Source organism: Halopseudomonas laoshanensis (genome assembly GCF_008365385.1).
GTDB lineage: Bacteria > Pseudomonadota > Gammaproteobacteria > Pseudomonadales > Pseudomonadaceae > Halopseudomonas > Halopseudomonas laoshanensis.
In genome coordinates, this window is sequence record NZ_QOVF01000011.1 from 33,188 (window position 1) to 48,076 (window position 14,889).

Consider the following 14,889-nt stretch of genomic DNA (forward strand, 5'->3'; position numbering starts at 1 on the left):
TAGTCCAGGCACGTTAAATTTTGCTGCTGTCATTACATGACTTAGTCCAAGGAGAACAACAATGAGTCTTCCCGCCGTTCTGCAGAACTCGCTCAAACTACCGGTTATCTGCTCGCCGCTGTTTATCATCTCCAACCCTGACCTGGTGATCGCCCAGTGCAAGGCCGGCGTGGTCGGCTCCTTCCCGGCGCTGAACGCACGGCCGGCCGAGGAGCTGGAAGTGTGGCTCAAGCGCATTACCAGCGAATTGGCCGAGTACCAGGCGGCCAACCCGGATGCAGTGGTTGCGCCCTTTGCCGTCAACCAGATAGTGCACAGCAGCAACGACCGCCTGCAGCACGATGTGGAAATGTGCGTGAAGTACAAGGTGCCCATCATTATCACCAGCTTGCGCGCGCCGGATGAGGTGGTAGGACCGATCCACAGTTACGGTGGCCTGGTATTCCACGATGTAATTAACGTCAAGCACGCAAAAAAAGCCATCGAGGCGGGTGTTGACGGTCTGATTCTGGTCTGTGCTGGCGCGGGCGGGCATGCCGGGCAACTCAGTCCTTTTGCGTTGGTGTCTGAAATTCGCGCTTTCTACGATGGTCCGATCATCCTCTCCGGTGCCATCTCCAAGGGCGAGCAGATTCTCGCTGCCCAGGCTATGGGTGCAGACCTGGCCTACATGGGCACCCGTTTTATTGCCACCCATGAAGCCAACGCCGACGCCGCCTACAAGCAGATGCTGGTGGATACCTCCGCGGACGACATCGTCTACAGCAACCTCTTTACCGGGGTGCACGGCAACTATCTCAAGCCGAGCATTCAGAATGCTGGAATGGATCCGAACAACCTGCCCGAAGGCGAGAAGAGCAGCATGAAATTCGGCTCGGGCGGCAGTAACAAGAGCAAGGCCTGGCGCGATATCTGGGGCGCTGGGCAGGGCGTGGGCAGCATTGCTGGCGTCACCACCACGGCTGAGGCCGTCAGCCAGTTGGAGCAGGAATACGCCAGCGCACGTGCGCGGATGCAGCAGATCGCCAGCCCGTACGGTAAGCAGCCATGACCGCGCAGCTGATCTGCGGCGAACTGGAGCGCAGTGGTGATGAGGTCGCGCAGCGTGCCCTGCAGTTGGCCGGTGGCCTGGCGCGCTTGGGCGTTGAAGACGGCGACGTGATAGCTGTGATGCTACGCAATGGACCGGTCTTTATTGATGCGATCCAGAGCTGCCAGACAGCAGGTTGCTTTTATTGTCCGGTCAATTGGCACTTCAAGGCTGATGAGGTGGCATTCTTGCTAGAGGATTCGGCGGCCAAGGTATTTCTGGTTGAAGCCGACCTGCTGGACGATCTGGCGGGGATTATTCCTGAAGGGGTGGTGGTATTGGTCAATGGCGGCGATGGCAGCTTGCGTGCCGGTCACCTGCGCTATGAAACCTGGCTGGCCGAACAAGCGCCCTTTGCTGGTGAGCCGCGCACGCCGCGGGCACATATGGCCTACACCTCAGGCACCACCGGGCGGCCCAAGGGCGTAAAGCGCCTGGCGCCTCCAGTTGAGGAGCGTGAAGCCATGGCCGCCGCCATGCGTGAACTGTCGCGTGCCGCCTGGGGTATCGAGCCGGGCGTACGTACGTTAGTGTCCGCACCGCTCTATCACAGCGCCCCCAGCTCCTTTGCCCAGCAGTCGATTTTGCAGGCTGAGCTGATGGTCGTGATGCCGCGCTTTGATGCCGAGCAGACACTGGCGCTGATCGAACAATATCGCATCGATACGGTGTTTTTAGTGCCGATCATGTACGTAAGGCTGTTGCGCCTGCCGGCGGAGATCAAAGCAAAGTACGATCTGTCCTCAGTACGTTTTGTCGCCTCGACCGGTGCGCCCTGTGCGCCGGACGTCAAGCTGGCGATGCTCGACTGGTGGGGGCCGGTCATCTATGAAACCTACGCCTCCAGTGAAACCGGCATGATCACTATTCAGGACCCGGTCTCGGCGCGCCGCAAACCGGGTAGCGTCGGCTTGCCGATTGGCCAGACGCGTATCCGTATTGTCGATGAGCAGGGCAGTGACTGTCCGCTGGGTGAGCCGGGTGTGATTTATGTGCGTCAGCCGGCCGTGCCAGACTTCACCTACCTGAACAACGACGAGGCGCGCGCCAAAGCCGGGCTGGGCGATCTGGCGACCGTGGGCGATATTGGTTATCTGGACGAGGAAGGCTACCTGTTTATCTGTGATCGCAAGTCAGACATGGTCATTTCCGGTGGGGTAAACATATACCCGGCAGAAATAGAGCATCAGTTGATCACCCTGCCGGGTGTGGCGGACTGCGCAGTATTCGGTGTGCCAGATGCCGAGTACGGCGAATCATTGGTGGCGGTGGTCGCTACTGCCGATCCTGCGCTGAACGAAGAGGTGATAAAGAACTTCATTCGCCAGCGCATGGCCAGCTACAAGACCCCGCGGCAAGTCCATCTGGTTGCCAGCCTGCCGCGCGATGACAACGGCAAAGTTGCCAAGCGCAGGCTCAAGGATGCGTATTCCACACCACAGGGCAACTGACTTTCCTGACGCATGGGCAGTGCGGATACATAAAGGCCACAATCCCGGGGTGCGGCGGTCATTTAACCCCGGCGCACATCGGAGTAAGATGTGCCGCGCATGCCCAACAGGAAGTCTGCTATGCACTGTCCCTTCTGTAGTGCCAATGACACCAAAGTGATCGATTCGCGTCTGGTGGCCGAAGGCGACCAGGTACGCCGGCGGCGCGAATGCCTGGCCTGTCAGGAACGCTTTACTACCTTCGAAACCGCCGAGCTGGTGCTGCCGCGCCTGATCAAGGGTGACGGCCGTCGTCAGCCTTTTGATGAGGAGAAGCTGCGCGCGGGCATGCTGCGTGCACTGGAGAAGCGTCCGGTCAGTGTGGAGCAGATCGAGGCTGCCATTGGCCATATCAAGCACCGTCTGCGCGCCACCGGTGAGCGTGAAGTCAAGGCGATGGTGGTCGGCGAGATGGTCATGAACGAACTCAAGCAGCTTGATGAGGTGGCTTATATTCGTTTTGCCTCGGTCTACCGCCGCTTTCAGGATCTGAACCAGTTCCGCGAAGAAATCGAACGCCTCTCACGACGTGACAAGGACGAGCCGGATGCCTGACCAGGACGCTCTCGACAGCCGCATGATGGCCCGCGCACTGCAGCTTGCCTACAAAGGCCTGTACACCACCGAACCTAATCCGCGGGTGGGCTGTGTGCTGGTGCGTGATGGCGAGATTGTCGGTGAAGGTTGGCATGCCCGCGCGGGTGAAGGCCATGCGGAGGTCAATGCACTGGCGCAGGCTGGCGACCGCGCCCGGGGCGCCACTGCCTATGTGACCTTGGAGCCATGCAGTCATACCGGCAAAACACCACCCTGTGCCGATGCCTTGATTAATGCGGGCGTTGCTCGAGTGGTAGCGGCGATGCAGGACCCCAATCCGCTCGTCGCTGGCAAAGGGCTGGCGCGTCTACGGGACGCAGGTATCCAGGTTGAGTGTGGGCTGCAGGAAGCCGAAGCGCGGGCACTGAATCCCGGTTTTATCAAGCGCATGCAGACCGGTATGCCGTATGTACGCGTCAAGCTGGCGATGAGCCTGGATGGCCGCACGGCCATGGCCAATGGTGAAAGCCAGTGGATAACCGGACCTGACGCACGCGCCGATGTGCAGCGCTTGCGCGCGCGCAGCGGCGCGGTGATCAGCGGCGCCGACGCGGTGCTGCTGGATGATTCTGCCCTGACAGTCCGTGCCGCCGAGTTGGGCTTGCCTGAGGTAGAGGCGGCTGCCGCAGCGGCCCGGCAGCCACTGCGGGTGTTGGTCGATGGGCGCTTGCGCGTGCCGTTGGAAAATCGCTTGTTCCGTGAGGCGGGCCCATTGCTGGTGGCTTGCAAGTTGTTGCGCGGTCGGGTTCAGGGCTATGTCTTTGCTGGCGCCGAACTCCTTACCCTGCCGGATAAGGCGCAGGAGTATGTGGATCTCAAGGCGCTGCTGTTGGAATTGGCGAAACGAGGCTGCAATGAAGTGCTGGTGGAGTCCGGCGCACGCTTGGCAGGCGCGTTCGTCAATGCCGGGCTGGTAGATGAGTTAGTGGTGTATATGGCGCCAAGGCTGCTGGGCAGCCGGGCGCGACCCTTGTTGGAATTGCCCTTCGACACCATGGCCGAGGCCATGCAGCTCGATGTAACCGACATGCGGGTTGTCGGCCGTGATTGGCGAATCACGGCGCGACCGGTTTTTCCTTCCTGAGAGTGTTCTATCATGCAAATGGCAGTTCAGTGGTTGCTGATTCTAATGGCGATAGCCGCGTTTCTGGGTGTAGTACTTGAAGAGCTGATTCATGTTAACAAGGCCAAGGTAGTACTGTTTTTTGGCGCCCTGGCCTGGATGGTGTTGTTTGTCGCGGCGCCGGACGAGGTTTTTCGCGCCCGTGTCCAGGCCGCGCTGAGTCATAACATTACCGATATAGCAGGGCTCTGGCTGTTTCTGCTGGCGACCATGACCTTCGTCGCCTACCTGAACAAGAAAGGCCTGATCGAAAATATCATTTACAGTATCTTGCCGGGGCGGATTACCGAGCGGAAATTGCTGTTTATGACCGGCCTGTTCTGTTTCGTCTTTTCCTCCATCGCCGACAACATCACTGCTACCCTGGTATCGGTGGCGCTGGTGCTGAGCCTGAAGCTGGAGATACGCAAGACGCTGCGCTTCGCCACCCTGGTGGTCTTTGCGGTGAACTCCGGTGGCGTTGCGATGATTACCGGCGATGTGACGACACTGATGATCTTCCTTGCCGACAAGGTGGAAATCACTCATCTGCTGTTGCTAGCGCTGCCGGCGTTTCTCGCGGTGTTGCTGTTGGCGGCGCTGCTCTCGGTGGGCTTGAGTGGCGAGGTAATCATCGAGAAAAGTGCGCTGCAACCGACGCGCGGTGTCGACAAGGTAATAGGTCTGCTGTTTCTGCTGACGATTCTTGGCACCATCCTCGGCAGTCTGCTGTATAGCATTCCTCCGGTACTGACATTCCTTACCGGCCTGGCGCTGATGTTTTTGATTGCACGGTTTTTCAATGAAGATATCGAGAACGATCCGATTCTCGAGTATGTACGCGCCATCGAATTCGAAACCCTGCTGTTCTTCCTGGGCGTGTTGCTGCTGGTTGGCATGCTGCAGTTTATCGGCGTGTTGCAGGGGCTTACCGCGCTTTATGACGTGCTGCCGGTGATGCTTGCCAACTTCCTGATGGGCCTGCTATCGGCGCTGATCGATAACGTGCCATTGACGGCAGCGCTGTTGAAATCCGACCTGCAAATGGGCACGGCCGAGTGGATGGGTCTGACTTATGCTGTCGGAGTAGGGGGTTCATTGCTTATAATTGGCTCCGCAGCCGGCATTGTGGCCATGAGCAAACTGCCCGGTCTGACATTCATGACCTATATGCGCAGCTTTGGGCTGTTGTTTATTGCCTTTGCCTTTGGCTTTATGGCGGTTTATGCGATGGGCCTGATGGTCAGTTGATGACGGTTTAGCCTATGGGCTTATGGCTCCTTATCCAGCAAGCAAGCGAGACGTTCAGATGTTTACAGGCATTATCGAAGCGGTCGGTCATATTCAGAGCATGCAGCCACGCGGTGGTGATGTGCGTCTGTACGTCAAGACTGGCAAGCTGAGTCTGGATGACGTCAAGCTTGGCGACAGCATTGCGGTGAACGGCGTATGCCTGACTGCAGTGGAGCTGCCCGGAGACGGTTTCTGGGCAGACGTCAGCCAGGAGACCATTCGCCGTACCGCTCTGTCGCGGCTCAAGGAAGGCAGCAAAGTCAATCTGGAAAAAGCCCTGACGCCGTCAACCCGACTCGGTGGCCATCTGGTCAGCGGTCATGTTGATGGCGTCGGCAAAGTGCTTTCCATGAACGAAGATGCGCGCTCCTGGCATTTCCGTATTGAAGCGCCAGCCAATCTGGCGCGCTACATCGCCGAGAAAGGCTCTATTACTGTCGATGGCACCAGCCTGACGGTCAACAGCGTGGACGGCGCGGTGTTCGATCTGAACATAGTGCCGCATACCATGCAGGAGACTGTCATGGGCGGGTATCAGGTCGGCGCTCCGGTCAATCTCGAAGTTGACCTGATTGCACGCTATCTCGAACGCCTGCTGCTGGGTGACAAAGCGGCCGAATCCGGCGCTGGCAGCAGCACGCTAAGTATGTCCTTTCTGGCCGAAAACGGCTTTCTGAAGCCTTGATCAACGTGCCCGGGAGGGCCGTATGAAACTCAATACAATCGAAGAACTGCTCGAAGACATTCGGGCTGGCAAGATGGTCATCCTGATGGATGACGAAGATCGCGAGAATGAAGGCGACCTGATCATGGCTGCGCAAGCCTGCCAGGCTGAACATATCAATTTCATGGCGCGCTATGGTCGCGGCCTGATCTGCATGCCCATGAGCCTCGAGCATTGCGAGCGCCTGAAGCTGCCGTTGATGGTGCAGCGCAACAATTCCGGCTTCGGTACCAAATTTACCGTGTCGATCGAGGCGGCTGTTGGCGTCAGCACCGGTATTTCCGCTGGCGACCGGGCACGTACAGTGCAGGCAGCGGCAGCACCCGGCGCGGTGGCTGATGATATCGTCAGCCCCGGGCATATCTTCCCGCTGATGGCACAGCCTGGCGGCGTGCTGGCGCGGGCCGGGCATACCGAGGCGGCCTGTGATCTGGCGCGCATGGGCGGCTTCGGCGAATCCGGGGTGATCTGCGAGATCATGAACGACGACGGCAGCATGTCTCGGCGCCCGGAGCTGGAGGCGTTCGCCGAACAGCACAACCTGAAGATCGGCACTATTGCAGACCTTATTCACTACCGCCTGCTCAACGAGCGCACGGTCAAGCGTGTGTCCGAACAGCCGCTGGAAACCGAGCTGGGCACCTTCAATTTGGTCACCTACCGCGACAGCCTGGAAGGCGCAGTTCACCTGGCGTTGACGCTGGGCAAGCTGGAGCCGGAAGAGCCAACCTTGGTGCGCGTGCACAATATGGATCCCCTGCGCGACCTGTTCATGGTCAAGCAGCCGGAGCGTTGGAGCTTGCGTGCCGCCATGGCCAAACTGGCTGAGGAAGGACATGGCGTGGTACTGCTGCTGGGCAACCAGATGGGCGCCGACGAGCTGTTGCATCACGTCAACCAGTTGGCCGGCACCGATACGCCCGAGCGCCAGCCGACGACCTACAATACGGTAGGCGCCGGTTCACAGATTTTGCGCGACCTCGGCGTGCGCAAGATGCGTCTGCTGTCCAAGCCAATGAAGTTCAATGCCATATCCGGCTTTGATCTGGAAGTAGTAGAATATCTGCCCTGCGAATAAACGCACCCGATCCACGACTGCGCCTGGTGCGCAGCCGGTTCTTTAAGAGAGAGACAACATGTCAGCTATACGTACCATCGAAGGCGATTTCATGGCGACCCAAGGCCGCTACGCACTGGTTGTTGGACGCTTCAACAGCTTTGTGGTCGAGAGCCTGCTGTCCGGCGCCATTGATGCGCTGAAGCGTCATGGGGTGAAGGATGCCGATATCACCATCATCCGCGCGCCGGGTGCTTTCGAGATCCCCTTGGTGGTGAAGAAAGTCGCCGAGATGAAGCAGTTTGACGCGATCGTTACGCTGGGCGCGGTCATTCGCGGGGGCACGCCGCATTTTGAATATGTCGCTGGCGAGTGCGTCAAGGGCATCGGCAGCCTGTCCCTGGAATACGGTATTCCGGTGGCCTTCGGTGTATTGACTGTCGACAGCATCGAGCAAGCCATTGAGCGCTCCGGCACCAAGGCTGGCAACAAGGGCGCAGAAGCGGCCATGTCCGCGTTTGAAATGGTCAGCCTGTTCAAGCAGTTGGAGGCGAAGTGAGCGAGTCTGACTCCCAGCCACCGATTGCCGGCAAGCCCAAGGCGTCTGCCCGGCGCAAGGCGCGCAGTCTGGCACTGCAAGCGCTGTACGGCTGGCATGTGGCGGATCTGCCGCTGTCCGATATTGAAGCCCAGTATCGTACCGATAACGATTTTGCCAAGGTCGATGGCGCTTATTTTCATGAGCTGTTGACCGGCGTGGGCAAGAATCTGACCGAGTTGGACGAGAGCCTGGCCACTGTATTGGATCGCCCGGTCAAGGAGCTCGATCCTATCGAGCTGGCGACTTTGCGTATTGGCGTATACGAATTGATGTTCCGCATTGATGTGCCTTACAAAGTGGTCATCAACGAGGGCATCGAGTTGGCCAAGACCTTCGGTGCGACCGATGGCCATAAGTACGTCAACGGTATTCTCGACAAGCTCGCACCGCGCCTGCGCAGTGCCGAAGTCAACGCGTCCCGCCGGGGACGCTAATGTCGCCGGCAGGAGGCTGTTGCCATGCCGCTGGGTGAGTTTGAACTGATTCACCGCTACTTCCAGGGTCCTGCCCTGGAAGCGGCGGGCGATGTTGAGGCCATTACCCTGGGTATTGGTGATGACGCCGCTCTGCTGCAGCCCGACCCAGACAAGCAGTGTGTGGTTTCCACTGACAGTCTGGTGCTCGGCACCCATTTCCCCGAACATTATCTGCCCGCTGATCTGGGTTATCGCGCGCTTGCCGTCGCGGTGAGCGACTTGGCAGCGATGGGCGCGAGGCCGCTTGGTTTTACCCTGGCGCTGACGTTGCCGCAGGTTGACGAAGACTGGCTGGCGGGTTTTGCCCAGGGGTTGGCCCAGGCGGCCGAGGATCACCGCATCTGTCTGGTCGGTGGTGATACCACGCGCGGCCCGTTGAACATTGGCGTGACGGTTATCGGCCAGGTTGCCGCGCGCAAGGTAGTCCGCCGCAAAGGCGCACAACCGGGAGACTTGGTGTGCGTGGGTGGGCCATTGGGCGATGGTGGCGCAGGTCTGGCGGTTGCGCTTGGTGAAACGCTTTCCGAACAGCTCAGCGATGCCGGGCGGGATTATCTCGCCAAGCGTTTTTGGCGTCCGCGTGCGCAGTGTGATTTAGGGCTCGAGCTGGCAGGCATTGCCAGCGCGGGCATAGACGTATCGGACGGGCTGCTAGCGGACGCGGGTCATCTCGCGCGGGCCAGTGGTGTGGCGTTGCATGTACGTTATGCCGACCTGCCTTGCTCCCCAGCGCTGCAGGCCTGGCCCGAGGCGCAACGCCGGGAGTGGATGCTGGGTGGTGGCGACGATTATGTGCTGCTGTTTACCCTGCCGGTCGCCAGCATTTCCTGTCTGGACGTGTGGGCCTCCCAGGGTTTTCAGGTCAGGGTAGTGGGCGAAGTGGTTGCAGGGCAGGGGGTGTGGCTGGATGATGGGCAGCAACTGGTGAACATGGATAGCCTCGCGGGCTACCAACATTTCAAGGATACAACCGATGACTGACCCGCAGCCGCACGCTCCCGCTTCCGTGTGGCGCAACCCGATCCATTTTCTCGCCTTCGGCTTCGGCAGTGGGGCGATTCCCAAGGCCCCGGGTACCTGGGGCACGCTTGCCGCTGTGCCCTTTGTTCTGATCTGGCAACAGTTGCCGCTGGCCGGGTATGTGCTGGTGCTGGTGTTCGCAACCTTGCTGGGCATCTGGTTATGTGATCGCACCGCCAAGGATATGGGCGTGCATGATCACGGCGGCATCGTCTGGGACGAATTCGTCGGCCTGTGGCTGACGATGTTGCTGGCGCCACCGGGATGGCTATGGCTGTTGGCCGGTTTTGCGCTGTTCCGGTTGTTTGATATCTGGAAACCCTGGCCAATTGGCTGGGTTGATCGGCGGGTTGGCGGCGGCTTCGGCATCATGCTGGACGATCTTCTCGCCGGCCTCATGGCGCTGCTGGTATTGTTAGCAGCCGAACTGTTGATCTGACACTGGCGAGGAACGGACACCATGCCCCTGCTTTACCCCACCCTGTTGCGCCTGAGTGTGCTGCTGTTGCTCAGCCCCGCAGCTGTCGCCGATCCATCAGTGAGAGTGGTCGGCCTGTTTGCTGGCGCCGCGGTGGTCAATATCGACGGTCAGCGGCACATGTTGCGGATTGGTCAGCCCGGCCCCCAAGGTATTGAGCTGGTAGCCGCAGACAGCACCACCGCCACGCTGCGCATCAACGGCCAGACTCGCCAGTTCGGTATGCAGCGCGATTACACCGACGGATTTGCTGAGCGGGCCACTACTCAGGTAAGCATCCCGCGCGGCAGGGGCGGGCACTACCGGGTCACCGGCTCGATCAACGGCCAGACCGTTCAGTTTATGGTCGACACCGGAGCGACCAGCGTCGCCATGAGCTCTTTCGAGGCACAGCGGCTGGGCATCGACTATCGGGTCACCGGCTCCGAAGTGCGGGCCACTACCGCTAGTGGTCAGGTTGCGGGCTACCGGGTAACTCTTGCCCGGGTCAAAGTGGGCGATGTCGAACTGACCAATGTCGACGGTCTGATTCTGGAAGGCGGCTTTCCCACCGAAGTATTGCTCGGCAACAGCTATCTGAACCGCATACGTATGGTGGACCAGAACGGCACCCTGATATTGGAAAGCCGCTGAGGCGCCTGGGGCGGCTCGTTTCAGGAAATACTGATACATTCCATCCGGTGCTTTACGTCGCGGCGCGGACATTCTCCTGATAATATAGCTGCCCCTTATTGCAGCGGCTGTACAGGAGACCGGTGTGTCAGTCACCTTTGTTGCGTCATCCAAATTGCCTACCCGATGGGGTACGTTCACCATGCACGGTTTCCTCGAACAGGATACCGGCAAGGAACATGTTGTATTGACCATGGGCGATGTAGCCGATGGCAAGCCTGTGCTCGGCCGGCTGCATTCCGAGTGCCTGACCGGCGACGCGCTGTTCAGTCTGCGTTGTGATTGCGGCTTCCAGCTGGAAGCGGCTTTGCAGGCCATCGCCGAGGAGGGGCGCGGCGCGCTCCTGTATCTGCGCCAGGAAGGCCGGGGCATCGGCCTGATGAACAAGATTCGTGCTTATCATTTGCAGGATGGTGGTGCGGATACCGTCGAGGCGAATGAGCAGCTGGGTTTTGGCGCCGATCAGCGTGACTACGCCATCTGCCAGCCGATACTCGAGCATTTGGGCATCACCAGCCTCAAGTTGCTGACCAATAATCCACGCAAGGTCAAAGCATTGGAAGGTTATGGCCTGAAGGTGACAGAACGGCTGCCGCTGGAGTTTGGACTCAACCCGCACAACAGCAAGTATCTGGCGACCAAGGCCGGTAAGCTCGGGCATATGCTCGGCGAGATGCACCAGGCGGAGGCGGAATAATGTTTGATGCGCGTCCTCATTGGAAGGCCCTGCAGCGCAACTGGCGGATGCAGGCGGGTGTAACCCTGGTATTGCCGATTGCACTGGTATGGTTTATTGGCGAGCAGCCGGGCGCCTGGCCTGAGGGGGCTATTCCACTGTTCGTGGTTGGGCTGGCGACGCTGTTTCTATCCATCTGGCGCTTCCGCCATTACAAATCCGCATTGATCGCTGCTGAAGCGTTGGGCGACCAGCCACAGGCGGAATCGGCTTGGGAAACCCTGCACAAGCAACAGCTGTTGGGTTTGATGAACGCCAAGTTTCCCGCGTGGATGGGCATGCTGCAGTTTGTCTGCACCAATGAAATCGTCCCGCTGGTGTTGCTGGTGCTGGCCAGCATGGGCGTAATGTTGCTGTACCGTCCGCCCAGTGCCTGGGTGAAGTGATGCGCGCCGGCTGGCTGGCCGGGCTGCTGCTGTTTTGCCTACCGCTGGCAGCAGCTCCCCGGGTAGTCAGCCTAGCGCCGTTTCTAACCGATATGGTCGTGCAGCTCGACGCGGTAGATCAGCTGGTCGGTGTGCTTGACGACGGGCAACTGCCCCTTGAGCTGGAAAGCGTACCCCGCATCGGTAGCCATCAAAGCCTGTCCCGCGAGCTAATCCTAGCGCAGAATCCCGATCTGGTTCTGGCTTGGACCTCAGGCAACCCCCCTGAATTACTCGACACCCTGGAAACCTGGGGTATTCGCGTTGAGCGTTTTGATCCCCAACGATTGGCTGATATCACCCAGATGACCCGTCGACTGGGCGTTCTGCTTGAGCGCTCAGAGGCGGCGGAAACGTTGCTTAACGGGTATGAGCAGAAACTGCAGGGTCTGCACCGGCCTGTGACGAACAATGCCCCCCGGGTATTCGTGCAGCTCTGGGATGAGCCATTGTATACGGTCAGTGATAACCAGTTGATTGGTGATGCCTTGCGCCACTGCGGCGCGCGCAACGTGTTTGCGGATCTGCCGATTTACGCACCCCAGGTCGGGTTCGAGAGTGTGCTAGCCGCGGACCCGGACCTTATTCTGGTATTGGATGATCAGCCTGCAGCCGAGCATCCGTGGGTGCGGCGCTGGCGCCAGTTTCCGCAGATGCGCGCGGTACGCGAAGAGCAATTGAAGGTAATGAACGGCGATAGCCTGGTTCGACCAACGCCGCAAATTGTCTCTGGCGTCCAGGCATTATGTGCATTGGTTGGGGTGCCGGAAACGCATTAGTCCGCGAGCAAGCAGGTGTGGTGTACCTGCCTGCCCGGGTCTGGCTAGAGGCGGGGCGTCCAGACCGCAGACAGCATCGCCGTGCGCCCGCCTTCGCGGTAGCGGAAACTGACGGGTGCGAATGTGTCAGCATCAAACGCACTTCCGCGAGCCTGGTAGTAGTCACGGTCCAGCAGGTTATCAACTGCGACGTTGAAGCGCAGTTCGTCATTCGCCTGCCAACTGCCGCGCACGCCAAGAACACCATAGCCGGGAATGCGGTTCTCGTTGTTCAAGTCATCGTAGCTGTGGCTGTTGAGCGTCCAGCCTGCACCGACACTGAACGCATTGAAGCTGCGATCCAGATCAAGCGTCAGGCTATTCTTCGGCCGACGTGCCAGGCGGTTACCGTCATTTCCGCCGCCGCTGGCATTGCGCGCATCAATCAGGCTGTAACTGGCGCTCGCCAACCATCCGAACATGTCCTGCTGCAGCGTCGCTTCAAATCCATTGATTCGCGCCTTGTCGATGTTTTCGGGGCGGAACGGGTCGTTGCTGCCCGCCTGATTGCCGTCCAAGGCGTTGTTGGTGACGATCGCATCGCGAATCAACGTTCTATAAAGCGCCGTTTCCAGCCGTGTGCTGGCAGTCAGTTGTGAGCGCCATTGCAGCTCATAACTTTGCGCTGTTTCTGGTTTCAGGTCGGGGTTTGCATACACGGTGCAGGCGCCCATAAAACAGCTGTCGGGGTAATAAAGATCATTGAAAGTTGGTGCGCGGAACGCCTGGCTGTAGGACAGGATCAGGTCATTCTGTGGGTTGAGGTGCCAGGTGCCGGCGGTATTCCAGGTATTTTCGCTACCGAACTGCTGGTTGCGATCATGCCGCATGCCGATTTCGGTTGAAAACTGATCGCCGCTGAAACGATGAAGCGCAAAAGCGGCCCGGTTGATACGGCTATTGCGATCGAACTCGTTGGAGCTGTTCAAGCGATCCTGATACCAGTCTGCACCCAGGATCAGCGTCTGCGCGTTGTTCAGCTCCAGCGTATTGATCCAGTTGGCCTGGTCGCGGTAGGTGTTGAAGGTTGAGCCGCCAAAGGGGTCTTCGGTGGTCCGCCGGTCTTCTGTGTGCCCCAGCTCCAGGCGGCTGTTCCACAGCGGATTGATCTGCCCCTCAACAAAGGTGCTCAGGCTGGACAGCTCAAAATCGTCCTGAGCAAAGCCGGCCGGCGACAGCGAATAGTCATACTCGGTATCGCCACTTTGGCGCAAAGCGCTAATGCCGGCCTGCAGGCGCTGATTGAAGCGGTGCGAGAAGTTGATGTTGGCGGCCTTGTTGCGATAAGCGCTATCGTTACTGCCCTCCAGTGTCGTCCGTGCAAAGCCGTCCGTTTCGTCAAGCGACAGGCCCAGATCCAGCCGTGTAACGGCGTTGCCGCCAGACAGCCCTACACCGCGCTCAATGCGGCCGTGACTGCCTACACCCACCGACAGACGGGGTTGCCAGCCAGCGTCTGCGTCGCCACGGCGAGTGAATATCTGAATCACGCCGCCTATTGCATCGGATCCATACAGCGCTGAACGCCCACCGCGCACCACTTCAATGCGCTCAATATGTTCGATGTTGAGCAGCTCCAGGCTAGTGATGCCGCTTGAACTACCGGAAATGCGTTGGCCGTCAACCAGTACCAGGGTTTGCGCACTGGTAGTACCGCGCAGAAAAACACCGGTCAATGAGCCTGGTCCACCATTACGAGCTATGTGTAGCCCGGGGACCCTTTGCAGCAGGGCCGGAACGTCGCTGGGCTGCAAACGCTCTATGTCTGCCCGGGTAAAAACGCTGCTGGCAGCGTGAGCTTCACTGCGCGGTTGCTCCATGCGCGATGCGGTGACTACCGTATCCGGCAGGTCCAAACTGTTGGCTTGTGCAATGCTCGCAGCCAGTAAGGCGGGAGCCAGCAATAGATATTTGTTCATCATGAATCCTCAAAAGAAACGCTTTTGAGGAGGGCGAGGAGCCAGCGAAATCTGCCGGTATAGCGGAGGGCAGCCATGCACTGGCCGGGTGACGCCCTCCGCGACACCTCAGCTACGAACCATGGCGGGCGGAATCTTTGGATGCCGGCACGCAGAGGGTTCTTTACGCACAGGGCCGGTCTCCGGGCTCAGGATGCAAATAATGTGGCCTTCCCATACGCAGGCGTACAGTGGCGTGTTGCACATTACCGACAGACCCGTATCAGGGGGGCTGTGATCCTTTACCGTTGCGGGGGCAGCGTCGGGGTTGCACCGACTTCCCGTTTCACCCTGCGGTTCGATGGCCGGCAGGGCACCCAGTGCGACTGGAAGCGGGATGGACTCTAGGGGC

General features: G+C 59.4%; 16 protein-coding genes and 1 riboswitch. Of the genes, 15 read left to right on the forward strand and 1 reads right to left on the reverse strand.

Features of this window, described 5'->3' with window-relative positions:
- The first annotated feature begins 61 nt into the window (after positions 1 to 61).
- From DT594_RS18380 to DT594_RS18450, 15 genes are all read left to right on the forward strand, one after another.
- Positions 62 to 1,051 (forward strand): NAD(P)H-dependent flavin oxidoreductase, encoded by a 990-nt coding sequence (locus DT594_RS18380; protein WP_149334564.1) that lies wholly within the window; start codon positions 62 to 64, stop codon positions 1,049 to 1,051.
- Positions 1,048 to 2,541 carry an AMP-binding protein gene (locus DT594_RS18385; RefSeq protein WP_149334566.1) on the forward strand — a complete coding sequence of 498 codons (1,494 nt, stop codon included), beginning with the start codon at positions 1,048 to 1,050 and terminating at the stop codon, positions 2,539 to 2,541. The genes DT594_RS18380 and DT594_RS18385 overlap by 4 nt, the downstream gene beginning before the upstream one ends.
- A 120-nt stretch (positions 2,542 to 2,661) precedes the next feature.
- The gene (nrdR, locus tag DT594_RS18390) at positions 2,662 to 3,135 is read left to right on the forward strand and encodes a transcriptional regulator NrdR (protein WP_149334568.1); all 474 of its coding nucleotides are present in this window, start codon (positions 2,662 to 2,664) and stop codon (positions 3,133 to 3,135) included.
- Positions 3,128 to 4,261, forward strand: coding sequence for a bifunctional diaminohydroxyphosphoribosylaminopyrimidine deaminase/5-amino-6-(5-phosphoribosylamino)uracil reductase RibD (ribD, locus tag DT594_RS18395; protein WP_149334570.1), 1,134 nt, complete (start codon positions 3,128 to 3,130; stop codon positions 4,259 to 4,261). Before nrdR ends, ribD begins: the two co-directional genes overlap by 8 nt.
- 12 nt (positions 4,262 to 4,273) lie before the next feature.
- Entirely contained in the window at positions 4,274 to 5,530 is a 1,257-nt protein-coding gene (nhaD, locus tag DT594_RS18400) for a sodium:proton antiporter NhaD (protein ID WP_149334572.1), read from the forward strand.
- 58 nt (positions 5,531 to 5,588) lie between these two features.
- Positions 5,589 to 6,257 (forward strand): riboflavin synthase, encoded by a 669-nt coding sequence (locus tag DT594_RS18405; RefSeq protein ID WP_096347342.1) that lies wholly within the window; start codon positions 5,589 to 5,591, stop codon positions 6,255 to 6,257.
- 22 nt (positions 6,258 to 6,279) lie between these two features.
- Positions 6,280 to 7,374 (forward strand): bifunctional 3,4-dihydroxy-2-butanone-4-phosphate synthase/GTP cyclohydrolase II, encoded by a 1,095-nt coding sequence (ribBA, locus tag DT594_RS18410; protein ID WP_096347343.1) that lies wholly within the window; start codon positions 6,280 to 6,282, stop codon positions 7,372 to 7,374.
- A 58-nt stretch (positions 7,375 to 7,432) separates the two neighbouring features.
- Positions 7,433 to 7,912, forward strand: a complete 480-nt coding sequence (gene ribH, locus DT594_RS18415) for a 6,7-dimethyl-8-ribityllumazine synthase (RefSeq protein ID WP_149334574.1) — start codon at positions 7,433 to 7,435, stop codon at positions 7,910 to 7,912.
- On the forward strand, positions 7,909 to 8,388 hold the full coding sequence (gene nusB, locus DT594_RS18420; RefSeq protein ID WP_149334576.1) for a transcription antitermination factor NusB: 480 nt from the start codon (positions 7,909 to 7,911) through the stop codon (positions 8,386 to 8,388). The genes ribH and nusB overlap by 4 nt, the downstream gene beginning before the upstream one ends.
- Positions 8,389 to 8,418: 30 nt before the next feature.
- A complete protein-coding gene (gene thiL / locus DT594_RS18425) occupies positions 8,419 to 9,411 on the forward strand; it encodes a thiamine-phosphate kinase (RefSeq protein WP_149334632.1) in 993 nt (330 codons plus the stop codon).
- Positions 9,404 to 9,889 carry a phosphatidylglycerophosphatase A family protein gene (locus DT594_RS18430; RefSeq protein WP_149334577.1) on the forward strand — a complete coding sequence of 162 codons (486 nt, stop codon included), beginning with the start codon at positions 9,404 to 9,406 and terminating at the stop codon, positions 9,887 to 9,889. The genes thiL and DT594_RS18430 overlap by 8 nt, the downstream gene beginning before the upstream one ends.
- A gap of 42 nt (positions 9,890 to 9,931) precedes the next feature.
- Positions 9,932 to 10,561 (forward strand): retropepsin-like aspartic protease family protein, encoded by a 630-nt coding sequence (locus tag DT594_RS18435; protein WP_410402945.1) that lies wholly within the window; start codon positions 9,932 to 9,934, stop codon positions 10,559 to 10,561.
- A gap of 124 nt (positions 10,562 to 10,685) precedes the next feature.
- Positions 10,686 to 11,297, forward strand: a complete 612-nt coding sequence (gene ribA, locus DT594_RS18440; RefSeq protein WP_149334579.1) for a GTP cyclohydrolase II — start codon at positions 10,686 to 10,688, stop codon at positions 11,295 to 11,297.
- Entirely contained in the window at positions 11,297 to 11,722 is a 426-nt protein-coding gene (locus DT594_RS18445) for an MFS transporter (protein ID WP_096347349.1), read from the forward strand. Before ribA ends, DT594_RS18445 begins: the two co-directional genes overlap by 1 nt.
- Positions 11,722 to 12,540 carry a cobalamin-binding protein gene (locus DT594_RS18450; protein WP_149334581.1) on the forward strand — a complete coding sequence of 273 codons (819 nt, stop codon included), beginning with the start codon at positions 11,722 to 11,724 and terminating at the stop codon, positions 12,538 to 12,540. The genes DT594_RS18445 and DT594_RS18450 overlap by 1 nt, the downstream gene beginning before the upstream one ends.
- A gap of 44 nt (positions 12,541 to 12,584) precedes the next feature.
- On the opposite strand, the gene DT594_RS18455 is transcribed toward DT594_RS18450, so the two are convergent.
- Positions 12,585 to 14,498 carry a TonB-dependent receptor domain-containing protein gene (locus tag DT594_RS18455; protein ID WP_246164685.1) on the reverse strand — a complete coding sequence of 638 codons (1,914 nt, stop codon included), beginning with the start codon at positions 14,496 to 14,498 and terminating at the stop codon, positions 12,585 to 12,587.
- 156 nt (positions 14,499 to 14,654) lie between these two features.
- A riboswitch (cobalamin riboswitch) is annotated at positions 14,655 to 14,873 on the reverse strand.
- Between the last annotated feature and the right edge of the window lie 16 nt (positions 14,874 to 14,889).